General features: G+C 32.0%; 22 protein-coding genes and 1 riboswitch. Of the genes, 7 read left to right on the forward strand and 15 right to left on the reverse strand.

The genetic code is table 11. From position 1 onward, the window contains the following. Window positions 1–80: 80 nt before the first annotated feature. From DEFDS_RS08020 to DEFDS_RS08040, 5 genes are all read right to left on the reverse strand, one after another. Complete coding sequence (locus DEFDS_RS08020; RefSeq protein ID WP_013008301.1) at window positions 81–1,196, reverse strand: M23 family metallopeptidase; 1,116 nt, start codon at window positions 1,194–1,196, stop codon at window positions 81–83. Continuing rightward, on the reverse strand, window positions 1,193–1,795 hold the full coding sequence (locus DEFDS_RS08025) for a DedA family protein (protein WP_013008302.1): 603 nt from the start codon (window positions 1,793–1,795) through the stop codon (window positions 1,193–1,195). Before DEFDS_RS08025 ends, DEFDS_RS08020 begins: the two co-directional genes overlap by 4 nt. Next, window positions 1,788–3,431: a DNA repair protein RecN gene (gene recN, locus DEFDS_RS08030; protein WP_013008303.1), complete on the reverse strand. Its 1,644-nt coding sequence runs from the start codon at window positions 3,429–3,431 to the stop codon at window positions 1,788–1,790. Before recN ends, DEFDS_RS08025 begins: the two co-directional genes overlap by 8 nt. A 350-nt stretch (window positions 3,432–3,781) precedes the next feature. Then, window positions 3,782–4,459 (reverse strand): DNA/RNA nuclease SfsA, encoded by a 678-nt coding sequence (gene sfsA / locus DEFDS_RS08035; protein WP_013008304.1) that lies wholly within the window; start codon window positions 4,457–4,459, stop codon window positions 3,782–3,784. After that, the gene (locus tag DEFDS_RS08040) at window positions 4,449–5,795 is read right to left on the reverse strand and encodes an alanine/glycine:cation symporter family protein (protein WP_013008305.1); all 1,347 of its coding nucleotides are present in this window, start codon (window positions 5,793–5,795) and stop codon (window positions 4,449–4,451) included. Before DEFDS_RS08040 ends, sfsA begins: the two co-directional genes overlap by 11 nt. 215 nt (window positions 5,796–6,010) lie before the next feature. On the opposite strand from DEFDS_RS08040, the gene DEFDS_RS12705 reads away from it, so the two are divergent. Beyond that, window positions 6,011–6,592 carry a lytic transglycosylase domain-containing protein gene (locus DEFDS_RS12705; protein WP_161595885.1) on the forward strand — a complete coding sequence of 194 codons (582 nt, stop codon included), beginning with the start codon at window positions 6,011–6,013 and terminating at the stop codon, window positions 6,590–6,592. Between the two features lie 169 nt (window positions 6,593–6,761). On the opposite strand, the gene DEFDS_RS08050 is transcribed toward DEFDS_RS12705, so the two are convergent. The 7 genes from DEFDS_RS08050 to DEFDS_RS08080 form a co-directional block, all read right to left on the reverse strand. Further along, window positions 6,762–6,959, reverse strand: a complete 198-nt coding sequence (locus DEFDS_RS08050) for a hypothetical protein (protein WP_231841010.1) — start codon at window positions 6,957–6,959, stop codon at window positions 6,762–6,764. 159 nt (window positions 6,960–7,118) lie between these two features. Further along, window positions 7,119–8,510 (reverse strand): amidophosphoribosyltransferase, encoded by a 1,392-nt coding sequence (gene purF, locus DEFDS_RS08055; protein WP_013008307.1) that lies wholly within the window; start codon window positions 8,508–8,510, stop codon window positions 7,119–7,121. Next, window positions 8,507–10,735: a phosphoribosylformylglycinamidine synthase subunit PurL gene (purL, locus tag DEFDS_RS08060; protein WP_013008308.1), complete on the reverse strand. Its 2,229-nt coding sequence runs from the start codon at window positions 10,733–10,735 to the stop codon at window positions 8,507–8,509. Before purL ends, purF begins: the two co-directional genes overlap by 4 nt. Before the next feature lies 1 nt (window position 10,736). Continuing rightward, window positions 10,737–11,432, reverse strand: a complete 696-nt coding sequence (gene purQ, locus DEFDS_RS08065) for a phosphoribosylformylglycinamidine synthase subunit PurQ (protein WP_041223949.1) — start codon at window positions 11,430–11,432, stop codon at window positions 10,737–10,739. Between the two features lie 3 nt (window positions 11,433–11,435). Further along, window positions 11,436–11,678 (reverse strand): phosphoribosylformylglycinamidine synthase subunit PurS, encoded by a 243-nt coding sequence (purS, locus tag DEFDS_RS08070; protein ID WP_013008310.1) that lies wholly within the window; start codon window positions 11,676–11,678, stop codon window positions 11,436–11,438. A gap of 372 nt (window positions 11,679–12,050) precedes the next feature. Beyond that, window positions 12,051–12,722 (reverse strand): GntR family transcriptional regulator, encoded by a 672-nt coding sequence (locus DEFDS_RS08075; protein ID WP_013008311.1) that lies wholly within the window; start codon window positions 12,720–12,722, stop codon window positions 12,051–12,053. Further along, on the reverse strand, window positions 12,712–13,380 hold the full coding sequence (locus DEFDS_RS08080) for a GntR family transcriptional regulator (RefSeq protein WP_013008312.1): 669 nt from the start codon (window positions 13,378–13,380) through the stop codon (window positions 12,712–12,714). Before DEFDS_RS08080 ends, DEFDS_RS08075 begins: the two co-directional genes overlap by 11 nt. A gap of 86 nt (window positions 13,381–13,466) precedes the next feature. On the opposite strand from DEFDS_RS08080, the gene DEFDS_RS08085 reads away from it, so the two are divergent. Both DEFDS_RS08085 and DEFDS_RS08090 read left to right on the forward strand, forming a co-directional pair. After that, the gene (locus tag DEFDS_RS08085) at window positions 13,467–14,249 is read left to right on the forward strand and encodes a patatin-like phospholipase family protein (RefSeq protein ID WP_161595886.1); all 783 of its coding nucleotides are present in this window, start codon (window positions 13,467–13,469) and stop codon (window positions 14,247–14,249) included. Further along, window positions 14,221–15,060 (forward strand): SDR family NAD(P)-dependent oxidoreductase, encoded by an 840-nt coding sequence (locus DEFDS_RS08090; RefSeq protein WP_013008314.1) that lies wholly within the window; start codon window positions 14,221–14,223, stop codon window positions 15,058–15,060. Before DEFDS_RS08085 ends, DEFDS_RS08090 begins: the two co-directional genes overlap by 29 nt. A gap of 301 nt (window positions 15,061–15,361) precedes the next feature. Here the strand turns inward: DEFDS_RS08090 and DEFDS_RS08095 are convergent, their stop codons facing one another. The 3 genes from DEFDS_RS08095 to DEFDS_RS08105 form a co-directional block, all read right to left on the reverse strand. Beyond that, the gene (locus DEFDS_RS08095; RefSeq protein ID WP_041223690.1) at window positions 15,362–15,643 is read right to left on the reverse strand and encodes an FmdB family zinc ribbon protein; all 282 of its coding nucleotides are present in this window, start codon (window positions 15,641–15,643) and stop codon (window positions 15,362–15,364) included. 99 nt (window positions 15,644–15,742) lie between these two features. Continuing rightward, the gene (locus DEFDS_RS08100; RefSeq protein WP_013008316.1) at window positions 15,743–17,980 is read right to left on the reverse strand and encodes a molybdopterin-dependent oxidoreductase; all 2,238 of its coding nucleotides are present in this window, start codon (window positions 17,978–17,980) and stop codon (window positions 15,743–15,745) included. 1 nt (window position 17,981) lies between these two features. After that, the gene (locus DEFDS_RS08105) at window positions 17,982–19,937 is read right to left on the reverse strand and encodes a dihydropyrimidine dehydrogenase subunit A (RefSeq protein WP_013008317.1); all 1,956 of its coding nucleotides are present in this window, start codon (window positions 19,935–19,937) and stop codon (window positions 17,982–17,984) included. A gap of 190 nt (window positions 19,938–20,127) precedes the next feature. Here DEFDS_RS08105 and DEFDS_RS08110 point away from each other — a divergent pair, with 190 nt between their 5' ends. The 4 genes from DEFDS_RS08110 to thiL all read left to right on the forward strand — a co-directional run bounded on the left by DEFDS_RS08110 (window position 20,128) and on the right by thiL (window position 23,801). Continuing rightward, window positions 20,128–20,859, forward strand: coding sequence for a DUF4412 domain-containing protein (locus DEFDS_RS08110; RefSeq protein WP_013008318.1), 732 nt, complete (start codon window positions 20,128–20,130; stop codon window positions 20,857–20,859). 39 nt (window positions 20,860–20,898) lie between these two features. Next, window positions 20,899–20,993: riboswitch (TPP riboswitch) on the forward strand. Between the two features lie 54 nt (window positions 20,994–21,047). Then, window positions 21,048–22,325: a phosphomethylpyrimidine synthase ThiC gene (thiC, locus tag DEFDS_RS08115; protein WP_013008319.1), complete on the forward strand. Its 1,278-nt coding sequence runs from the start codon at window positions 21,048–21,050 to the stop codon at window positions 22,323–22,325. Then, window positions 22,286–22,927 (forward strand): thiamine phosphate synthase, encoded by a 642-nt coding sequence (gene thiE, locus DEFDS_RS08120; RefSeq protein WP_013008320.1) that lies wholly within the window; start codon window positions 22,286–22,288, stop codon window positions 22,925–22,927. The genes thiC and thiE overlap by 40 nt, the downstream gene beginning before the upstream one ends. After that, a complete protein-coding gene (gene thiL / locus DEFDS_RS08125; protein WP_013008321.1) occupies window positions 22,920–23,801 on the forward strand; it encodes a thiamine-phosphate kinase in 882 nt (293 codons plus the stop codon). The genes thiE and thiL overlap by 8 nt, the downstream gene beginning before the upstream one ends. Window positions 23,802–23,844: the final 43 nt, after the last annotated feature.

Genomic DNA, 23,844 nt, shown 5'->3' on the forward strand with positions numbered 1-23,844 from the left:
CTATCACATTATATAGTTTTATAACAAATTATAGGTTAAACATTCTTAATATATTTAAATTCTAAATATTTTTTTATAAGTTATTGTATAAACTGCAACTTAGCATATTTATAATAAGACGAGTCCAACAATGCTACAACATACTCTGTTTTATCTCTAAAATCGGCCAAATATTTTTTAGATAATCTTTTAGTCGGAGATTTAAATCTTAGCGGATTTATCCAACTACCATTTTTCATTATTCTATAATCCACATGTGGACCAGTTGCATACCCAGTCATCCCAACATAACCTATAACATCACCTTGTCTTACATAAGAACCAACTCTAATCCCTTTTTTAAACCTCGACATATGTAAATAATACGTATAATACCCGTTATTATGTTTTAATTTAATATAATATCCATTTGCTTTTGTAAAACCTTTTTTCACCACTTTTCCGTCAGCTGTAGCATGAATAGGTGTACCGATTGGAGCTGCATAATCAACTCCATAATGCGGTCTATAAACATGTAAAACAGGGTGTAATCTTCTATACTTAAATGACGATGTAATTCTTCCAAACTTCAAAGGAGCCTTTAAAAACCCCTTTTTCAAAGAATTCCCTTCTGGTGTAAAGTACCCTTTTGTATATTTATTTTCATAATATAAAGCTCTTATGTGTCTCCCCTGATTAATAAAATCTGCTCCCAATATCTTGCCATAACCTATAAATTTCCCTCTACAAAAAAGCTTCTCAACCACAACATAAAACTGATCACCCTTTCTAATATCCTTAAAAAAATCTATCTCCCACTCGAAAATCTCTGCTAATCTCACAGCAAGAATATCATCCTCTCCTGCTTTTTTGACTGCATAAAAAAGGCTGTCATCTATTTCTCCAGAAACTACAGTAACAAGTCTATGTATAGGATATTTTACTTCCTTAACATCTTTATTAATCAAATTGATAACAATATCTCTTGTAATACCATCGTGAACTACTAGCTCATCTTTTAAAAATTCATATGTTTGTCCAATTTTTAATTCAAATCCCAACTTTTTAATCTTTTTAGATACGGAAAGTATCTCCTGGGGGTTCATATATGGTGATAAAAGTTGGTAAACTGTATCTCCAGGTTTCACAGTAAGAGCGTACAGCTTTGACGACATTAAAAATAATACAAAAATGATAAGCAATTTTATATATTTCATATTGACCTCTTTCTTCTGTTATAAAAAATATATGCAACAACCAATATTACAATAAATGGGATCAAATATAAAGTGATTTTATGTATATTTGCCTTTACCAACTCCAAATTATTACCAACAAAATAACCCACATAAGCCAAAATCACAATCCAAATACCCGCTCCAAGCCCAGTAAACAATGTAAATTTAAAAAGGTTCATTTTTGCTAACCCTGCAGGAAAAGAGATATACTGCCTAATACCTGGTAACAATCTACCAATAAAAGTAGTTATTTCCCCATGTTTATTGAAAAAAAGTTCAATTTTCCTAAATTTTACCTCATCAATAAAAAGATATTTTCCATATTTTAACAAAAATATTCTACCATATTTATAAGCAATAAAATAATTCAGATAAGCTCCAATCAAACTACCTAAAATACCACATAATATAACTAATAAAAGATTCATCTCTCCTTGCGAAGCTAAAAAACCAGCTGGTGGGATAACTACTTCACTTGGAAAAGGGAAAAATGAGCTTTCTAAAGCCATTAATACTATTATACCAAAATAACCTATCTGGGCTACACCACCAACAATAAAAGCAACTATCTTATCCATTTTCAACCAACAGTTCATTTGCCTGTTTTAATGAGTGCTCAGATACCTTGCCAGCAATCATTGTAGCTAAAACCTCTTTCTTTTCTTGATCATCTAATCTTTTTATAGAGGCAAAAGTTTTATTTTCCACTGTATATTTGTTAATATGAAAATGCACATCGCCATATGCTGCCACAACAGGTAAATGCGTAATCACAATCAACTGCTTCTTCTTGGAAAGATTTTTAAGCTTTTCTCCAACTTTCTTTGCAGTTTTACCACTAATACCTGTATCAACTTCATCAAAAATCATCGTACTTATTCCATCATAATCAGAAAAAATATCTTTTAATGCAAGCATTATCCTCGAAAGCTCTCCGCCTGATGCGATTTTATTCAAAGGTGCAGGTGCAAACCCCTTATTTGTTGAAATAAGAAACTCAGGAATTTTACTCCCATAAGCCGTAATTTCACTTTGTTCAATAAAATTAATATCCAAAGTTGCATCTTTAAGCTCAAGATCTTTCAAAACCTCTTCAACGCTCTTTTTTAGTTTTGAAAAAACTTGTTTCCTTTTAGTATACAACTCATTATCCAGCCTTTTTAGCTCATCAAAAATTCTATTTAACTCATCCTGCATATCGGTTATAGTATCATCATCTACTGATAACATTTCCAACTCAGCTTTTATTTTTTCTTTATATGCAATAACATCTTCCAAGGTCGGGCCATATTTTTTACACAATTTATCAAGAGCCATTTTTCTATCTATTAAATCATTTAACTCATCAGGGTTATAAGTATCAAAATCAAACATATTCTCCAAACTCACAGTTAAATCATTTAACAGATAGCTTATTTCCTCTACTTTTGAATATGTTTCCAAAAGATTTTCATTTGTATCTTTAACTGACGAAAGGTGATACAAAACATCCTTCAACATACTTTCAACATTAATTTCAGAATAACTCAAAAGTTGTAGCGAACTATTTATAGCATTCCTGATTTTTTCTATATTTGATAAAAACTTAATCCGCTCTTCTAACTTTAAATCATTTTCTATATCAATATTTAATTCATCTATCTCATTTATCTGATTTAACAAATATTCTCTTTTCAGCTCAATCTCACTCCTGTTTTCAATCAAATGTTTAAGTTTTGTTTTAAGACTTTTATACTTTTCATAATTTTGACGAAATTTTTGCAAAAATTCGTTATCAATAAATTTGTCTATAAAAAACTTATGATTTTCAGGGTTTAATAATAACTGATGATCATGCTGACCATGTATATCCACTAAATTAGAGGCTAAATTTCTTAATTCATTCAAAGTTGCAGAAAATCCGTTTATAAAAACTTTATTTTTACCACCAGAATCTATTTCCCTTCTAATAATCAAAGTGTCTTCAATCTCGTATTTATCATTAAGTTCGTCAGATAACTTAATATCTTCAAAAACTGCTTCCAAAACAGTTTTCTTAGCTAAATCTCTTTGCTTCTCTTTTGAAAACCTATCCCCCAAAACCATTTTAATAGCATCTATCAGCACAGATTTACCAGCACCAGTCTCACCTGTGATAATATTTAACCCATTTTCAAACTCAATAGATGTTTCATCAAAAACCGAAAAATTCTTTATTTTCAAATACCTAATCATACCCTATCATCTACCTAAAATTTGTGCTGTATTTTTATCATTTTTTTCAATTATAATCAATATCACATTCTTGGTATCACAACATTTTAAAATAACGCATTTCGAAAATGTTTCACAATGGATCAATTTTTTAATATCACTATAATTTCGAGATTGCTTCACCCCCCCCATTAACTCATACACCTTGATAGTTATACGTCAATAACACAATATACTCAAAAAAATATAAACTCAACATCTGTCAAGAAATGGCGGAGTCGCAATGACCCAAAAATGTCGTCATTGAGAGCGTCAGCGAAGCAATCTGAATGTTAAAACAGCTATTAATGAGCACTTGTCCTAAGCTTATGTTAAATAGCTATTAAATTAGATTCTTTCTTAAAAGGATCAAAAATATGCCTGTAAGTCAAAACTTTTACTCCACAGTCCAAAGCATCTTTATAAGATTTGCAATAATCCTTATCAATAAATTTAGCACAATCAAATTTAATAGCATTAACTCCAACAACATAAAAAATATAACAAGTGTACCCTTTTTGAGCATACTTTTTTAGCAAATCGAGATGTTTTTTCCCTCTCTTCGTGACAGCATCAGGGAAAAAAGCCGTATCATCTTTTAAAAGAGTTACATTTTTGACTTCAACAAGAATTTTATCCTTGCCTCTTTCTAAAAAGAAATCTACTCGGCTATCTTCAATTTTAAATTCGGGTTTTAAATAATCGTAATATGATAATTCTCTAATAGCATTCTCTTCTATTGATTTCTTTACGATGTTATTAACATTTACAGTATTTGTATAAACCCAGTTATTATCCAGTTCAAAAGCTTCAATAGTATATTTAAATTTTCTTTTTGGATTATCAGAAACAGAAAGGGCTACTCTACACCCTTCATTGAGTAGCCCTTCCATTGAACCAGTATTTGGATTATAAGCAGTAATTATCTCTTCATTCAACTCACAATCGACTAAAAATCTTTTATATCTTTTTATAAATTTTGCTATTAAAAACCCGTTATCAAACTTCATCAATTTTTTCTTTGGTTATCTTTACAAGCAAACCAGAAAGAAAAATAAGCCCTATCAAGTTAGGTATAGCCATCATACCATTAAAAAGATCTGCCATATCCCATACAAAAGCAGTCTTTCTAAAAGCTCCATAAAAAACACTTAAGCTGTAAACAATTTTGTAAAAATAGCTAAATTTATATCCAAAGAGGAATTTTGCACATTGCTCTCCATAATATGACCAACCCAATATAGTGGAATAAGCAAAAAATATTAAGGCAAGGGCTAAAAACATCTTACCGTTACCACCAAAAACTGTCACAAAAGCCATTGCAGTCAACTCTGTGCTGGTTTTACCACTATCCCAAACCCCAGTTAATAATATAACAAAAGCAGTTAACGAACAAATTATTATTGTATCGAAGAAAACTCCTGTCATAGCAACTAAGCCCTGTCTAACAGGATTATCTGTTTTTGCAGCAGCATGAGCTATAGGTGCACTCCCTAGACCTGCTTCATTTGAAAATACCCCTCTTGCAACACCGTACCTTATAGCATCTTTAACTGCAGCACCTGCAAAACCTCCGACAGCAGCAACAGGTGAAAAAGCTGATTTAAAAATTAATACAAGAACATCTAAGAAGTTTCCAAAATTTAAAACAATTATTATAATTGCAAAAATAAAATAAAAAACAGCCATAAAAGGGACTATTTTCTCTGTAACTTTGCCAATTCTTTTAATACCACCAATAATAACAAGTGCAGTTAAAACCATTAGTATAAAACCTGTAACACCTTTTGGTAAATTAAAAGCATCATTAACCGCCATAGCTACAGAGTGAGATTGTACCATACTACCTATACCAAAAGAAGCAACGATTCCAAAAATAGCGAATAATACACCCAAAATATTTCCTAGAAATTTATTACTTAACCCTTCTTTTAAATAATACATCGGGCCACCGATACTGGTGCCATCTTCTAATTTTTTTCGAAAATTAACAGCCAACACAGCCTCGGCATATTTTGTAGCCATACCGAAAAAAGCGGATAGCCACATCCAGAAAATAGCTCCAGGACCACCTGTTGCAATAGCTGTGGCAACACCAGCAATATTACCTGTCCCTATTGTTGCTGATAAAGCAGTGGTTAAAGCCTGAAAAGGTGTAATGTCACCCTGAACGTTTTCGCTTTTCCCTTTAAAAAATATCAACTTTAAAGCTTTAGGTAATAATCTGACCTGGATAAAACCAAGCCTTAAGGTAATTAAAACACCAGTACCAATTAATAAGACAAGCATAAAAGGGCCCCATACAATTGAGTCCAAATAGTTAATTATTGAATGCAATTTTTCCATAAGCATACCTCACAAAAAATCATTTACAAAAACATTTTTTTGTATATTTTGAATAGAGACAATAAAATAAAATTAAGGAATTTTCAAGATTAACCATGCAAAAATTTAAAAATAATTTGGTACTCAATAGTTTTTTGAACAATTTGTTCTTAATACTGTTTACATACAGTATACTAATATCCGCATTAACCTACTATAATATTAATAAAATCAATATGTTAGAGAAACTTACATCAGAAAAAGTAACTGTTCTATCTAGCTTAATAAATAAAAAATCAAAAAACAAATATCTAATTTCAAAATATAACCAAATCATAGATATAAATAATGTATTAAGTTATTTAACAAACAAAAATATTAAGTATTCTACTATGGATATATCTTACACAATTGTGGATGAATCAACAAAAGAGCATATAGACCCATATCTCATACTATCGCTAATTTTAACAGAAAGCTCTTTTAATCATAAAAGCATTTCAAGAAAAGGAGCAATTGGTCTGATGCAAATATTACCTAACACTGCTTATTATGTTTCACAACTAAATGACGATATAGATATTTCACATAGAAAAGAGCTGTTTGATCCAATAACTAATATAAAAATAGGTATAAGCTATTTCTCATATCTGTTAAAAAAATACAATGGCAACGTAAAATATGCAATTATAGCTTACAATTTAGGTCCTACAAAACTAAATTATAGATTGAGAAAAAACAAGAAACTACCAAAATTTTATTACAACAAAGTATTAAGAAACTATCAACTTATATCTACTATCAAAAATAATGCATAAAAAAGAGAACTTTTGGCACTCTTTTTAAATCAAGACTATTACCCAATAAAATGTGATATTTTGAGATTGCTTCGCCGACTCTCGCAATGTCGGCTTTTTTGGGTCATTGCGAGGCAACAAAAGTTGCCGAAGCAATCTCAAATTAAACTATTACTCAACTTTTTAATTCTTATGCATTAGAATTTGCAAAATTAACAATTTTCACAAATATTTCATCAACATCTTCTTCACCCCAAGAAACAGGTTTACCATTTATCGATACATAAGGAAGGGGTAACCTATTTTCAACAATCGTATTAACATCATCGATATAATCAAGAACTTCTGGTGTTGAAATATCTACATATTTAAAGTCAACACCATCCAAACCAAACTCTTTGGTCAATTTCGCATCAAGTTTTTTCGCAATTTCAAAGTATGGATCTTCACTCTCCCCGCAACCTGCAGGAAAATAAGAAGGGCTTCACCCAGAAACAAAATCCATACTGGAGCCAAATAATCTTATTTTCATTTTCTCACTCATAATTTATACCTCACTTTTTGGATTAATACCTAAACCATCTTTATGCAATGTTGGATATTTACCGCTGAAACACGCATCACAAAAACTAAAAGGTTTTACACACTCATGCATCCCTTCCAAGCTTAAATATGCAAGAGAATCAGCAGTAATATATTTTCTTATCTCCTCTATCGTATGATTAGATGCTATCAACTCACTTCTAGTGGGTGTATCAATACCATAAAAACATGGGTAACAGGTCGGTGGAGAAGAAATTCGCATATGAACCTCTTTTGCTCCAGCTTCTTTTAGCATTTTAACAATTTTCCTACTAGTTGTACCTCTTACAATAGAATCGTCAACCACAACAACCCTTTTCCCTTCTATAACACTTCTCACAGCATTGAGCTTCAGTTTAACACCAAAATGTCTAATAGATTGAGCAGGTTCAATAAATGTTCTACCCACATAATGGTTTCTAATTAACCCCATAGCATAAGAAATTTTACTATATTCAGAATAACCGAGTGTAGCAACAACTCCAGAATCAGGCACAGGAATTACAACATCAGCATCAACTGGACTCTCTTCTGCAAGTTTCATCCCAAAACTTTTTCTTACCTCATATACACTTTTTCCAAAAATTCGACTATCAGGTCTGGCAAAATATATAAACTCAAATATACATGGAGTTGGATTTACATTTTCAAAAGGCCTTATACTTTGTAAACCATCATCCTTTATAATGACCATTTCTCCAGGATCTATCTCTCTAATAAACTCTGCATCTATTAAATCCAACGCGCACGTTTCGCTAACTAAAACATGACCAGACCTAATTTTACCCAAAATAAGCGGTCTAAAACCGTTTGGGTCTCTTAAGCCAATAAGCATATCTTTTGTCATAAAAATAAGGCTAAAAGCACCTTTCAACTTACTAACACTACTAATTATTGCATCTATCAGATTATCTTTACCAGATTTTGCCATCAAATGAATCACTATTTCACTATCTGAAGTTGAAGTAAAAATAGATCCATCTCTTACAAGATCATCCCTCAACTTTTCGGCGTTTACTATATTTCCGTTATGAACTAAAGCAACCTGTCCCAAATTTATATCTGCAACAATCGGTTGGGTATTTTTCAACAAAGATTCTCCAGAAGTTGAGTACCTGTTATGTCCAATAGCTATATCACCAGGTAACCTTTCTAAAGTATGTTTTTTAAAAATATCGGCCACCAAACCAAGCCCTTTTTCAACCCTTATTATATGTCTATCAGAACAGGCTATACCAGCACCTTCCTGCCCCCTATGCTGAAGAGCATAGAGTGATAGATACACCAAATTGGCTGCATCTTTGTCGCCAAATACACCAGCTATACCGCATTCTTCGTGAAATTTATCAAATATCATTTCATCCATCTTTCAATTTCCCTTTCATACTGAGTAATCAGATTATCCAAATCATAAATAAGAAGTACCCTTCTACCTTTTTTTACTTTAAATTCTTTACCTCCAGTTATTCCTACCCTCTCAGTCCTTACACCATACTTTGATGCAAGTTGTAAAAATTTCTCTTCCTTAGAAGGTTCAACCTCCACAAATGCTAACCCCTGAGTTTCACTAAAAAGATATCTATAATCATCCATTTTATAATCAAAATTTACTTCTACACCTATTCTCCTTTTCACACACATTTCAAAAAGAGAAATAACTAATCCACCCAAGGAAACATCATGTGCACTTAGCAAAACTGACTCTTTAGCTGCATCTACCATAAAATCTATCAATTTAATATTTTCGTCAATATTAGGATCAGGAACCACCCCTTCGTCCATATCAAGACAATAAGAAGCAAATTCGCTACCACCAATCTCACCTTTATTTTCTCCAAGCAGATAAATAATGCTCCCTTCCTGCTGAAAAAATGATTCCAACCTTTTCTCTACATCATCTAAAACGCCTACCATAACAACAGTTGGTGTTGGATAAATACCTTTTCCATCAGTCTCATTATAAAAACTTACATTACCGCTAACAACAGGAGTATTTAGTTTCTCGCAAGCAAAACTCATCCCCTCAACAGCTTTAACAAACTGCCACATCACATCTGGTTTTTCAGGATTACCAAAATTTAGACAATCAGAAATAGCAAGAGGTCTTCCACCTGCCATTGCTACATTTCTTGCTGCTTCAATAACAGCTATTTGCCCCCCTTTATATGGGTCAAGATAACAATATCTGCTATTGCAATCCATTGATAATACTATCCCTTTTTTACTCCCTTTAATTCTTAAAACTGATGCATCAGAACCTGGTAAAACAACCGTGTTTGTTCTAACCATATGGTCGTACTGTTCATAAATCCATTTTTTCGAAGAAATATTTGGATTAGTTAACATCATCTCAAAAGTTTTATCAAGATTAAGATTCACAAAAGCAAAATCGTTATGTTTTAATTCTTTATAATAAGCAGGCTCTTTATAAGGTCTGTCATATACAGGTGCTTCATCTCCAAGTGGTTTTGCAGGAAGCTCTGCAACAAGCTCACCTTCCCAATACAATTTAACAAACCCATCATCAGTTACACGTCCAATAATTTCCGCATCCAAATCCCATTTTGCAAAAATCTCCAACACCTTATCTTCATACCCTTTTTTAGCTACAAGCAACATCCTCTCTTGAGATTCTGATAGCATAATTTCATAAGGGGTCATCCCTTTTTCTCTACATGGAACCTTATCTAAATAAAGCTCAACACCGGAGCCACTTTTAGAAGCCATTTCAAAAGAAGAACTTGTTAAACCAGCAGCCCCCATATCCTGTATTCCAACTACAAAGTCATTCTTCATTAACTCTAAACAAGCTTCTAATAACAATTTCTCTTTAAAAGGATCACCAATTTGGACATTAGGTCTTTTACTCTCCGAATCTGAGCCAAACTCTTCACTGGCCATAGTGGCACCATGGATACCATCTCTACCTGTTTTAGCGCCCACATAAATAACCGGATTACCAACCCCTTCTGCTTTAGCCTTAAAAATCTTATCCTTTTTAACCAAACCGAGTGCTAAAGCATTAACTAAAGGGTTTTTAGCAAATGTAGGATGAAAAAAGGTTTCCCCTCCAACTGTAGGTACACCAAAACAATTTCCATAACCAGCTATACCAGAAACAACCCCTTCAAATATGTATCTGCTTTTTTCATCTTTTGTAATATCTCCAAACCTTAGGCCATCCATACATGCAATAGGTCTAGCACCCATTGTAAAAACATCTCTCAAAATTCCACCTACACCTGTAGCAGCACCCTGATAAGGTTCTATATATGAAGGGTGATTATGGCTTTCAACTTTGAAACATGCACATATATCCCCATCAATTTCAATGATTCCAGCATTTTCACCAGGCCCCTGGACAACCCATGGTGCATCTGTTGGAAATTTCTTTAAATGGACTCTACTACTTTTATAGCTACAGTGCTCACTCCACATTGCCGCAAAGATACCAAGCTCTATATAATTCGGTTTTCTACCTAATATTTCAATCGCTTTATTAAATTCATCCTCATTTAGCCCCATCTCTTTTGCTACTTCTAACGTCACATTAGGATAATTAAATTTTTCATAAACACCCATCTTAACCCTCTTTTATGTAATCAATTGCGCTCTTAAATAGATAAAGTCCATCTTTACTGCCTAAAATCGATTCTGCAGCTCTTTCAGGGTGAGGCATCATCCCTAAGACATTCCCTCTTTTGTTGATTATACCAGCTATATTTTCTATTGAACCGTTAGGATTAGATTCCTTTGATATTTCGCCATACTCATCACAATATTTAAACACAATTTGTGAATTCTCTTTCAATTCATTTAAACCTTCTTCATCGATATAATAATTCCCTTCCATATGCGCAATAGGTATTTTTATAATTTCACCAATAGAATAAAGGTTTGTAAAAGGTGTAAAATTATTTTCTACTCTTAAATAAACAAATTTACAAATAAATTTTAATGACCTATTCTTTAATAGTGCACCTGGGAGTAGTCCAGCTTCTGTCAATACCTGAAAACCATTACAAATTCCAAGTAGCAAACCGCCTTTTTCTGCATAATTGTAAACAGCATCCATAACTGGCGATTTACTTGCAATAGCACCACACCTTAAATAATCACCAAAAGAAAACCCGCCAGGTAGTACAATTAAATCATAATTACTTACATCAGTTTCTTTATGCCAGATAAAAGATGTATCGAATCCACACACATGTTTTAAAACATGATAACAATCATGATCGCAATTTGAACCAGGAAAAACTACAACACCAGCTTTCATCACTTAATCCTCTATTATTTCATAGCTATACTCTTCTACAATTGGATTTACAAGCAACTTTTCACAAACTTCTACAATCTTCTGATCTAAATTATCTATATTTTCCACATCCAATTCAATTATCTTACCAACTCTCACATCATTTACAAATTCATATCCTAATTTATTTAAAGAACCAAGAACAGTCTGCCCTTGTGGATCAAGAACTGTATCTTTTAATTTTACCTGAACTCTAACTTTTGGCATTTTACCCCCCTGTAATTTTATGTGGTTAATTACCTTAATTTATCTTTTTTTTCAATAAATAAAACTTTTAATAATATTGTAAAGCATATTACCAATAATTTTAAAAGTAAATGACTTTGCACTAAGAAAATAAACAATTTTGAAATTGCTTCAACAACTTTTGTTGCCTCAAAATGACCCAAAATGCCTTCATTGATACAAAGTGAAGCAACCTCCTACTTCAACTTCTAACCTGAGATCACTTCGTCAGCTTACGCTTCCTCGTGATTATTACCTAGCTGTCATTGCGGACGTTAGCAAAGCAATCTGGAGAACAAGAACAGCTAATTTTATAATTAAAAAATTCTTTTAAAAATCGTTTAAGCTGTTAAACTACTGTCTTTTCTTAGAAACTCTTGATCTAATAAAATTCCATCCATTCTGGATATGCTTTTCCACTAACTTTTCCACTAAATCTGCATCTTTTTCTCTAAAAGCTTTTAATATCTCTTTATGCTCTTCTATTACATTACCTATCCTACCAGTTTCAGTAAAAGAATATGCAGTTGCCCTTTTAAACTGAGATAACAAGCTTTCTAAAAATTTTATTAATCTCTGGTTTTCTGACTTACGAATAAAAAAATCATGAAAATCACTATTTGCTTTAATCATACCAGCAACATTCTTATTATTATAAAATCTCTCAAGCTTATTATTATACTCTTCTAATCTGTCGATATCCACATCGGTCATATTATTCACAGCAAGTTTTGCTGCAAGGGATTCAAGTCTTATTTTTAAAATAAATATCTCATCAACATCCTTATCAGTAATTTCTGTAACAACAGCACCTCTCCTTGGGACAATTTCAACAAAACCATCCATTTCTAATAATCTTAGAGCTTCTCTAATGGGAGTTCTACTTATCCCTAAGATATCAGAAAGTTTTGGCTCTGTTAATCTTTCCCCAGGCTTTAAAACACCTTTCAATATATAATCTCTAATTGTTTCTGCTATTTTTTCACTTAAAGGCGCATTATCAATACTAAAATCTCTAATTGCCATCGCTCAACATCCTTTCTTTAATATATTGCCAGCTATTCTCAATATGCCACCTAACTTTCATTTCTGCCTTATTTGGGTCTCTTGACTGAAAAGCTTTAATTATTTCTAAATGTTCATTGTAAGCTTTCAATGCTCTCTCACTTTTAGAAATCAACATCCCTTTTATTCTCTGAAAGTTCTTTGATAAACCTTCCAATATTTCAATAAGCTTATCATTTTTTGACAATTGTATAAAAACATTATGAAAATCAACATTATATTTTAAATATTCTTCTACAACATCTTCATCCCTTTTTGCTAAAAGGAGGAATCTTTCATTTAGTCTTTCCATCTCTTTAATATCATTATCAGATATATATTTTATAGCCTGTCTAGCAGCCAACCCTTCTAAATTTGCTTTAATCATATACAGATTATCCACATCATCTAAGGTCATTCTTTTTACTACTGCACCTTTACGCGGAATTATTTCTATAAAACCTTCATTTTCTAACTGCCTCAGAGCCTCCCTTACAGGGGTTCTACTAATACCAAGATTTTCAGCCAATTTAGGTTCGATTAGCCTCTCACCATCTTTATATACCCCTTTTATAATGTCAGCTCTTATTCTATCGGCAATCTTTTCTCTTAATGGTTTAGTCTCCAAAATATCTTCCATAAGCACACCAAAAATTGTATACAGTATGCAATATTAATACAGAATTTTATTATAGTCAAACACAATTTTTTATGTTATTTATAAATATGTTTAAAAAAGTTAAAAGAAATATTTCCCTCGCTTTAGGAAGTGGTTCAGCAAAAGGTTTAGCCCACATCGGTGTAATAGAATACTTATTAGAAAAAGGTTATAATATTACAGCTATTGCAGGCTCAAGTATAGGTTCTGTCATAGCATCTTATTTTGTATTTAATAAATTAGATTTTTACAAAAATTTCGTTCTCTCACTTGATAAAAAAAAGGTATTTTCACTTTTTGATATAAATTTTTTACCAACAAAAGGTTTAATCGATGGTGATAAAATATGTGAATTTTTCATGGAAAGTTTAGGCAAGGTAAAAATTGAAGAATCACCTATACCCTTATACATTGTTGCAACAGATTTAGAAACAGGAAAACCAGTTATTTTTACCAAAGGGCAGTTAACCAAAGCTGTTAGAGCAAGTATTTCTATACCTGGAATATTTTCAACAGTTAATATCAATGGACAAATTTTAGTTGATGGAGGTGTTTCAAATCCATTACCAATATCTGTTCTTTCAGAAAATAAGCATAAAAATATTATTGCTGTTAATTTAAACTCTAAAATCAAACCAAACGGATTCAATAAATCTCCCAATATTATTTCGACTTTTTATCGTGCTTTTAGTATAATGAATTATTATCAATCTGAATGCATCATCAATAATGCTACATACCATAAAGTTATTGAACCAAATTTAGATAATGTAGGAATGTTTGACTATCATCTTGCAAAAGATATTATGCAGGAGGGTTACAATGCAGCAAAAAGAACCCTTGAAGAATAAAAATATATTAATTACAGGTGCTACAGACGGTATTGGTAAAAATTTAGCGTTAAGACTAGCTAAAAAAGGGCACAACCTAATAATTCACGGTAGAAATGAAGAGAAGCTAAGCAGACTAAAAAATGATTTAGAGAAATATGACATAAAAGTATCGATTGTACTTGCAGATTTTTCTAACCTAAAAGATACTTATAATGCTTTTACAAAACTAACTAATTTAAGCATTTCTATATTAGTCAACAATGCTGCAACTTTTTCAAAACAATTAACTTTTACCAAAGATGGCTATGAATTAACATATCAGGTAAATTACCTGTCCCATTTTTTAATCACTCATATTTTACTTGAAAATTTAACATCCTCTGAAGAAGCAAAGATAATAAATGTTTCATCTATGGCTCATTCAAATTATATAAATTTAGATGAAATCAGAAATCATATCTTTCCAACCGGTTTTGAAGCGTATGCAGTTTCTAAACTCTGCAATATAATTTTTACTTTTAAATTACATAGATATTTCACAGAAAAAAAGATTAATAATATTACTGTAAATAGCTTACACCCTGGTGTTTTAAATACTAAATTATTAGTGAATAACTGGGGAGCAATAGGCTCTGATCCAGAAAATGGTGCTAAGATGATTGAGTTTGTAATGAATCAACCTATAGAAATATCTGGCAAGTATTTTTCAGATTACAAAGAAGAAAAACCTTCACAAATTGCATTTGACACAAAAATTCAAGATGAATTATATGAGATATCTATTAATCAGTTAATGAAAGCGGGTATACAAATAAACAAGCTACAATAAAAATATTTAATTAAAGTTTCTTAGCAAATATCCTTTAAATTTCCACACTAAATAACTCCAAAAATGTTATACTTTTGATATATTGCATAATAGCCTAACTCTTTGAAAATATTTTAAATTTGAGATTGCATCAATTCTAAAGCTCCTCGAATAACTTGGAATTTGTCATTGCAAACATAGTGAAGCAATTTGGATAAATTGAGCAACTTTTACTATTCAAAGTCCTTAATTTATTTTGTAAAAATTAGAAAAAATATTGATATATTAAAAGGAAGGCTGGGTTATCCCAGCCTTTAAATATTTAATTATTTTGTGCCGCTGCCGCAGCACAAGTTGAGCAACTATCTGATTTTGTATCACAAGATGTTGAGGTTTTTGTGGTATTGCTTCCACCACCATTATTATTCTTATAATCTGTCACATACCAACCAGTTCCTTTAAGATGAAAAGTTGATAAAGATATGATCCTCTTAGCTGTACCACCACATTTGCTACACTTTCTTTCATAAACATCAGAGTGAATACTTTCCATCAACTCAAAAATTTCACCACACTTTTCACACTTATATTCATATATTGGCATCACTCACCTCCGAGTGCTAATATTTTGTTTTATATAATAATTATTATATTCTTTTTTTCAAGGCAAAAAATAAAGGGGGATATTCCCCCTTAATAGATTCTAATTTTTTGGAACTAATACTATCCCTTTTGCAATCCCTTTAGATAAACTACAAAGATTTCTATCACATTTAGCGTTTTCACCCACTAAGACAGACCTATCTACATCAAAATAATATTTTCTATATGTTTCATCACTCTTTTTCTCAATAGCAGCTTTTGTAGAAAGATGATTGTTGTGGTATTTAGCATTAACAAATACTTCTTTTGTCCCTTTTGGTTCTTCAATATATTTATAATCAGTATTATTAACTTTATAAGTTTTATTCTTATAAACAAGTCCATTAACTTCATCATAGTTAATGTCAGGATATCCAAATTTACCTTTAATACAATTATCCCAGACAGCTTTACTATATGATTCAAGATTTATCCCTTTTGAAAATCCCAATAAATATGCAATTTCAACATCTGATTTAGCATCTACTTCTGGCTCTATCACTTTTACATACTTGATGACTCTACCGTCAACAGTAATGTAAGTCCCCTCAGACTCCAAATGAGCTAAAACTGGTAAAATAGCAAATGCATTTTTATTAAAATCGTTTAAGAATAAATCAGCTGAAATGAAGTAATCTACTTTATTTATCGCATTTCTTAACTTCTTATAATAACCTTTAGTGTCAAATGGATAAAAATCAGCAACAAACAGAAACTTAATCTTACCATCTTCAATCTCATTAGTTAACTTATCAACATCATATCTATTAAAAAGGTTTAAATTAAACATAGCGTTTATATTTGGTTTATCGAATGTATAGAAAAAGCCATTCAAATTATCATGACCTATATAATCAACAAATGCAAAAACTGATTTATAATTAGCTTCAGCTTCTAAAAATTCATTGCCAACTATAAATGTTACATTTTTTGCTTTAGAAATATATTCTCTAATATCCTTATATATTTGATCATCATCATTCTTTATCTTTTCAAATTCATTTGCAAAGTTTCCATAATCAGCAACAATAGAAACATCTGTGTAATAATCATATTCATATCTCTTTAATCCAATTGTAACCAATTTTGAATCGTTATGAACTACACCATTTGTTAAAAACCACTTATATCCTAAAGACTCCCTTTGTAAATCAGCTCCAATAACAAAAATCAAATCTGATCTTTTAATATCCTCTAACTTCCCTACAACATCATATGTTTCAAACTTTTCGTAATAATCATTAAAAAACTTTTGGTTATAAAAAGCTACATCCGTAACAATCTTTTCACATCCAATAGATTCAGCTAACTTTTTATAATTATACAGTGCTTCATTTGATAACCTACTCCCTAAAACAAATGCAACACTATCCTTACCATATCTATCCAAAACTTCATCAAGCTTTGATTTTACCACATCAATAGCAGCATTCCACTCTATAGACTTAAATTCGCCATTCTCTTTAACAAGAGGAGTTTTTACCCTATCGCTATGCTCAGTATATTTATAAGCATATCTTGCAAGAGAACAAATATAACTATTTTCCCCTTTTTCACTTTTGTATATTACATTTTCATGCTTGCCATATTTTACCGAGCACCCTACAGGGCAATAATTACAAGAAGTTTCAACATACTCTAAATCCCAATTTCTAACACTATGTTTATAAGGTTTATCAAGCAATGCCCCAACAGGGCAAAAATCAACACAAAGACCGCAAAAATCGCAGTCTAATCCAGATTCATTGACTGTAGTAATGAGATTGTTAAATCCCCGCTCCTCAATTTTCAAAGCACTACACCCTGCAATTTCATGACATACTTTAACACACCTTTCGCATAAAACACACAAATTAGCATCGTGAATAATCATATCCCAGTCAAACTTGGGCTTATTAGGTTTTGTAGATTTTACAGACTCCTCGTTTATACCAAATTCATAAGTTGTATCCTGCAACATACATTCTCCAGCTTTATCACAAACTGGACAATCGAGAGGATGTTTAATAAGTATAAACTCAAGATTTCTTTTACGCTGTTTCCAAACAGTTTCTGTATCTGTATAAACTTTCATCCCATCTATGGCATAAGTTACACAGGATGCAACAGGTTTTTCCAACCCCTCAACTTCAACAAGACACAATCTACAAGCACCAGTAGGAGTGATGTCTTTCAAATAACACATAACTGGTATATAGATATCATTTCTTCTTGCGACATCTAAAACTGTTTCACCCTCTTTAAAATCGTAAGGCTTATCATTTATAAAAATTTTACCCATACCAGTACTCCTACTCATTTTATTTCTCCAAACCTATCATTGCCATTCTTACACATCTCAAACATCTTGTAGCTTCTAAATAAGCTTGACTTTCAGTATACGGTTTTTCAATCTCTTCAAAATTTCTAACTCTCACTTCTGGAGGCAATTTTTCTTGATGTACCCTTGGAATCGTATGAGTTTCCTGAATCCTTTCGTTTTTATCAAATACCTTATTTCTATAAAGTGTCAATTCCAACTTCTCTTGATCAGTCAAATAAGGCTCACCTTCCATCAAATATCTATTGATCATCTTAGCAGCCCATCTTGCAGCACCAATAGCTTTAACTACAGTTGCTGGTCCCCATTCACAGTCACCAGCTGCAAAAATACCCGGTACGTCAGTCATATACAAATCTTCTTTAACAGCTATCGTATTCCACCTTGTAACTTTTATACCATCCTCTTCACTTAAAAAGTCTAGATCAGGGAACTGTCCAATAGCTGGTATAATCGTATCACATTCTATTACAAAATTAGACCCTGGAATTGGCTCAGGTCTTCTTCTACCAGATTCATCAGGCTCACCAAGTTGCATTCTAACACATTCAACACCAACGAGCTTTCCATTTTCAGCTATAAGTTTAACAGGATTACATAAAAAGTGAAACTTTACACCTTCCTCTTCCGCATCAGCCACTTCATAATCCTCAGCTGGCATTTCTGCTCTTGACCTTCTATATACAAGATTAACATCTTCACTACCCAATCTCAACGCAGTCCTTACACAGTCAATAGCTGTATTACCACCACCAACCACAACAACTCTATTACCTATTTTTACCTCTTCACCTAAAGCAACTCTTCTCAAAAACCCAATACCGCTATCCATTACTCCTTCATAACCTTCTTTCTCACCCTCAACACCCATATCACGACTTTTAAAAGCACCAATTGCAAGCAAAACTGCATCATATTTCTGCTTTAAATCTTTAAGAAAAATATCTCTACCAAGCTTTGTGTTATATTGTATTTCTACTCCTAAAGATTGAACAATCTCTACTTCTCTTCTAAGCAAATGTCTTGGTTGTCTATAATCAGGGATACCAACTGCTACCATCCCTCCAGGTTCTGGCAACATTTCATAGATTTTTACCTGATGCCCCACAATTGCAAGATAATATGCAGCAGTTAAGCCAGCAGGGCCTGCACCCACAATAGCAACCTTTTTACCGGTATCTTCTTCTCTAATCCTTTCAATATCAGGCTCTTTATGATGATAATATTCATAATCCCATGGTGTTCTTTTCAATACCATAATATTCACAGGATCATCGATAAGCCCTCTCCTACAATTTGACTCACATGGGTGAGGACAAACTCTACCGCAAACACCAGGAAGAGGCATCGTTGTTCTAATAATTTTTAAAGCTTCAAGATATCTATGATCTTTTATCGCTTCAATAAACTCTGGAATTTTTACATTTGCAGGACATCCAGCTGTACAAGGTGCTGTAAGATGTTTAACATAATTCAAATCTTTATTTTCTGCAGAATCCAAAGTTTCGAACTTATCTTCCATAAAATTTTTCAAAAACTGTCTTACTGGCACAGTTGAAGTAGGCGCAACAGTACATTTAGCTGAAACATAAATAGAATAAGCTATATCATAAGCTAATTCTATATCCTCTTTTTTGAATCCATCATTTTTAATCTTTTGAAGTTGTTCAGCCAAAATCCTTGTACCCATCCTACCTGGGAAACATCTACCACAGCAACCATAACTACTTATCTCAAACATATACTCAGTCAAAACATCAAGGATATTGACATCTTTATCAAAAACCAAAAACCCGTTCCAATTTACAAAAACTTTTAATTTTTTACCGTTAAAATTCTCATCAATTTTGATAGGAGCTTCACTCCACTCCTCATATGGTTTTTCTCTATTATCAATAAGTTGATCATTCCAAAAACCGTAGTAAACTTTTGCCATAAGCCTCTCCGTAACATATGTTATGGTATACTGTATACAATTTTGATTTATAACACAAAAATATGATATTGTCTATATTAAAAAACAACTATTTATAAAACCTTTTTATAAAAAACAACAAACTTTGTTATAATATGCTATAATATATAAAAGATGAAATAATATGGCACAATAAGAATAGGAGGTTACAATGAAACAGGTTAACTTATTTTTAACATTATTACTATTTTTACTTTATCCATTAGTTTCAACTTCAGGTGTTATTTTAACAGCACACCAAAATAACACAACAACAAAAGATTATATTGAAGGAAAATGGTTAAAGAGTGTTACTGGTAACTTTGAGTTCATTTTTAATGGCTCTAAGAAAACAGCGTATTTAGTAAATCATAAAGAAAAATCTGTCACAATCACTACACAAGAAGATTTGGCCAAAATGAAAAAATTTAGTGCAATGATGGGAAACAGTTTTGGCTATACCAACCAAAAACCACCTAAAATAACAACTAAAGTAGTAAAAATCGGAAGAAAAAGAATAGCAGGTTGTAATACCACTGGCTATAAAATATATTCCGATAACAGCGATGTTGAAGAAGTTTACTTCTGCAATGATTCAAAATTAATAAAAAGTTTTAACACAGCTTTAGCAAATGACTTAAAGGAGTTTTCTTCTTTTAACGAATCTCAGGACATATATAATTATAATTTGAAAAAATATGGTATACCTTTTCTTATTAAAGATGTAAAACGAAACCAAATTATTTATGAGGTAAAAAACGTTGAATATAAAAAATTAAAAAGTTCAACTTTCAGTTACCCCAAAAATTACAAAATAATTAGAACAGCTGATATGTTTAAACAAATTCCACAAATACCACAAGGTTTGCCAGGGAATATCCCAAACATACCAGGTCAATATTGATTAAACAGCTTGAAATTTTACAATTTTAAACTATTATAAATTTTACCGTGGGGGTGCTCCATATGGGGCTGAGATAATACCCCTTGAACCTGATCCGGATAATGCCGGCGCAGGGAAACGGTTTAGGAAAAACATAATCCTTTCCGTTTTCTGCGGCGGAAAGGATTTTTTTTTAGAAAGGAGAAGTTATGACTCAAATTGAAGCAGCTAAAAAAGGTATAATAACCGATGTAATGAAAAAAATCGCTTTGGATGAAAAAATTGATGCTGAAGAGCTAAGAAACCTTGTTGCTGAAGGGAAAGTTGTTATTCCCAAAAATAAAAACCACAATTTCCCAAATGTTATGGGTATAGGTAAAAAACTTCGCACTAAAATCAACGCAAATATAGGCACAAGTATCGACTGCCCTTCTATTGAAAGAGAAATAAAAAAACTACATGTTGCTATAAAAGCTGGGGCAGACAGTATAATGGACTTATCCACTGGTGGGGATTTGCAGGCTATTAGAAAAGCAATTTTAGAAGAATCCACTGTTATGGTGGGAGCTGTCCCAATATATGCCGTTGCAGCAAAATTAGCAGAAAAGGACATCCCTACTCATAAAATGGATCCAGAGGAATTATTACGTTCAATTGAAGAACAGTGTAAAGAGGGTATAGATTATATAACTGTTCATTGCGGTGTCACTAAAGAATCCGTTGAAAGGATGGACCGCACAGATAGAGTATGCGGTATTGTAAGCCGTGGTGGTTCCATTTTAGCTGATTGGATTAGAAAAAACAATAAAGAAAACCCTCTTTTCGAATATTATGATGATCTACTATCAATCGCTTATAAATATGATGTTACCTTAAGCCTTGGAGATGGTTTTAGACCTGGAGCTATAGCAGATGCCACTGACAGAGCCCAAATTGATGAGCTTATAATTTTGGGTGAATTAGCTAAAAGAGCACGCGAAAAAAATGTTCAAGCTATGATTGAAGGGCCAGGACACGTTCCTATAAATCAAATCGAAGCAAATATCCTTTTAGAAAAAAGATTATGTGATGAAGCACCTTTTTATATTTTAGGACCATTGCCAACAGATATTGCACCTGGCTACGATCATATTACGAGTGCTATTGGTGGAGCAATTGCTGGAGCAGCTGGAGCTGATTTCCTCTGTTACGTAACCCCTGCTGAACATTTATGTTTACCCGATGAAGAAGATGTACATCAAGGTGTAATTGCTTCTAAAATTGCTGCACATATTGCAGATATTGCAAAAGGGGTTCCAGGAGCTTTTGAAAGAGACTATATGATGAGTAAATATAGAAAAGAGCTAAACTGGGAAGGGATGTTTTCTTTAGCAATTGATCCAGAAAGAGCGAGAGAAAAATTTCAGAAAAATAGAGACATTGAATCATGCACAATGTGTGGTAAATTATGCGCAGTAAAGATAGATCAAAAATTGCCGACTATCTAAAGTGTTATATAATTTTAGAAACCGATTTAATCAAACTCCCATTAGAAGAGTTTCTTAATCAGTGTATCGAAGCTGGAGCTAAAATGTTCCAGCTTCGCAATAAACATAAAACAGCAAGAGAAAACTTTCATATTGGAGAATCAATTAAAAAAATTCTCGATGGAAAAGATGTTTTTTTCATAATTAATGATAGAGTTGATCTTGCTCTCTGTTTAGATGCTGATGGAGTACATCTGGGAGAAAAGGATCTACCAGCAGATATTGTCAAAAGAAAATACAAAGATTTAATTATAGGTTATTCTTGTAATAATCTAAGCGATATTAATTATGCAAATCAAACAAATGTAGATTATATTGGCATTGGCCCAGCATTTCCTACTAAAACAAAAGAGGATCATAGAACAGTTTTATCTAAAGAAGATTATAACAAATTATTAAGCCATACAAATTTACCTGCAGTAGCTATCGGTGGAATTACTCCTAAAAACATATCTAAATTTCATGACATTCCAATTTCTGGATTTGCAGTTAGTTCTTACATATGTGCATCAGAAAACCCTTTTGAAGCAGTTAAAAATATTTTGAGTTTTTTTCATGAATGAATTTGATTTTATAGAAGCCCTGAAGACATTATCAAAGAACAAAGATATTTCACTAAACTTATCAGATGATGCTGCAGTTTTAAACAATTATATAATCAGTAAAGACATATTAATAGAAGACGTTCATTTTATATATAGACAAAACTTAGATGATATCATATTCAAAGCTGTCACCTCAAATGTCAGTGACATTGCCGCAATGGGCGGAACGGCAAAATATATAATGGCAGGTTTTGGGCTATCTCAAAAAATAGATAAAAAAAAGCTAATAGATTCACTCAAAATTGCTCTGGATTTTTACAACTTAGATTTAATAGGTGGAGACACCTCTTATTCCGACAAATTTTTTATTTCCATAACTATAATTGGAACAAAAAATAAATATTTATTAAAAAGAAGTGGTGCCAAAGCTGGTGATTTAATATGCGTTTCAAGACCTGTGGGGTATGCAAAAAAATATTTAGAGGAAGAACTTTCTGGTAAAAATGAAAACAGACATTATAGATTTACTGCGGAAACAAAACTTGGTGAATATCTTGGAAACAATGAAGGTGTTACCAGTTGCACGGATATAAGTGATGGACTGGGGATTGATACTACCTCAATTGCAATTGCAAGCAATAAAAAAATTTTTCTATTAGGTGAAAACTTATCAGAGCTATCACCAGATTTACCAATTGATGATGTTTTAAGTTCTGGCGAAGAATACGCCCTTTTATTTACAGTAAATCCTCTTTATTTTGATAATCTTTTAAAGAATGCACCTAAAAAATTTCATGTAATTGGCGTTGTAATTGAAGGGGAAGGTGCTTATCTACTGAGTGAAAAAAGGTACGAAAGGTTATCAAAGTTTGGTTTCACACATAAACTTTAAATTTAATTTATATAAATTTTAATTTAATCTTGACATCATTTTT

This window comes from Deferribacter desulfuricans SSM1, from assembly GCF_000010985.1.
GTDB classification, from domain to species: domain Bacteria; phylum Chrysiogenota; class Deferribacteres; order Deferribacterales; family Deferribacteraceae; genus Deferribacter; species Deferribacter desulfuricans.

Coding starts and splice junctions, on each gene's coding strand:
- DEFDS_RS08020 (WP_013008301.1), bottom strand. CDS start 1,196: ATGAAATATATAAAATTGCTTATCATTTTTGTATTATTTTTAATGTCG.
- DEFDS_RS08025 (WP_013008302.1), bottom strand. CDS start 1,795: ATGGATAAGATAGTTGCTTTTATTGTTGGTGGTGTAGCCCAGATAGGT.
- recN (WP_013008303.1), bottom strand. CDS start 3,431: ATGATTAGGTATTTGAAAATAAAGAATTTTTCGGTTTTTGATGAAACA.
- sfsA (WP_013008304.1), bottom strand. CDS start 4,459: ATGAAGTTTGATAACGGGTTTTTAATAGCAAAATTTATAAAAAGATAT.
- DEFDS_RS08040 (WP_013008305.1), bottom strand. CDS start 5,795: ATGGAAAAATTGCATTCAATAATTAACTATTTGGACTCAATTGTATGG.
- DEFDS_RS12705 (WP_161595885.1), top strand. CDS start 6,011: ATGTTAGAGAAACTTACATCAGAAAAAGTAACTGTTCTATCTAGCTTA.
- purF (WP_013008307.1), bottom strand. CDS start 8,510: ATGATATTTGATAAATTTCACGAAGAATGCGGTATAGCTGGTGTATTT.
- purL (WP_013008308.1), bottom strand. CDS start 10,735: ATGGGTGTTTATGAAAAATTTAATTATCCTAATGTGACGTTAGAAGTA.
- purQ (WP_041223949.1), bottom strand. CDS start 11,432: ATGAAAGCTGGTGTTGTAGTTTTTCCTGGTTCAAATTGCGATCATGAT.
- purS (WP_013008310.1), bottom strand. CDS start 11,678: ATGCCAAAAGTTAGAGTTCAGGTAAAATTAAAAGATACAGTTCTTGAT.
- DEFDS_RS08075 (WP_013008311.1), bottom strand. CDS start 12,722: ATGGCAATTAGAGATTTTAGTATTGATAATGCGCCTTTAAGTGAAAAA.
- DEFDS_RS08080 (WP_013008312.1), bottom strand. CDS start 13,380: ATGGAAGATATTTTGGAGACTAAACCATTAAGAGAAAAGATTGCCGAT.
- DEFDS_RS08085 (WP_161595886.1), top strand. CDS start 13,467: ATGTTTAAAAAAGTTAAAAGAAATATTTCCCTCGCTTTAGGAAGTGGT.
- DEFDS_RS08090 (WP_013008314.1), top strand. CDS start 14,221: ATGCAGCAAAAAGAACCCTTGAAGAATAAAAATATATTAATTACAGGT.
- DEFDS_RS08095 (WP_041223690.1), bottom strand. CDS start 15,643: ATGCCAATATATGAATATAAGTGTGAAAAGTGTGGTGAAATTTTTGAG.
- DEFDS_RS08100 (WP_013008316.1), bottom strand. CDS start 17,980: ATGAGTAGGAGTACTGGTATGGGTAAAATTTTTATAAATGATAAGCCT.
- DEFDS_RS08105 (WP_013008317.1), bottom strand. CDS start 19,937: ATGGCAAAAGTTTACTACGGTTTTTGGAATGATCAACTTATTGATAAT.
- DEFDS_RS08110 (WP_013008318.1), top strand. CDS start 20,128: ATGAAACAGGTTAACTTATTTTTAACATTATTACTATTTTTACTTTAT.
- thiC (WP_013008319.1), top strand. CDS start 21,048: ATGACTCAAATTGAAGCAGCTAAAAAAGGTATAATAACCGATGTAATG.
- thiE (WP_013008320.1), top strand. CDS start 22,286: ATGCGCAGTAAAGATAGATCAAAAATTGCCGACTATCTAAAGTGTTAT.
- thiL (WP_013008321.1), top strand. CDS start 22,920: ATGAATGAATTTGATTTTATAGAAGCCCTGAAGACATTATCAAAGAAC.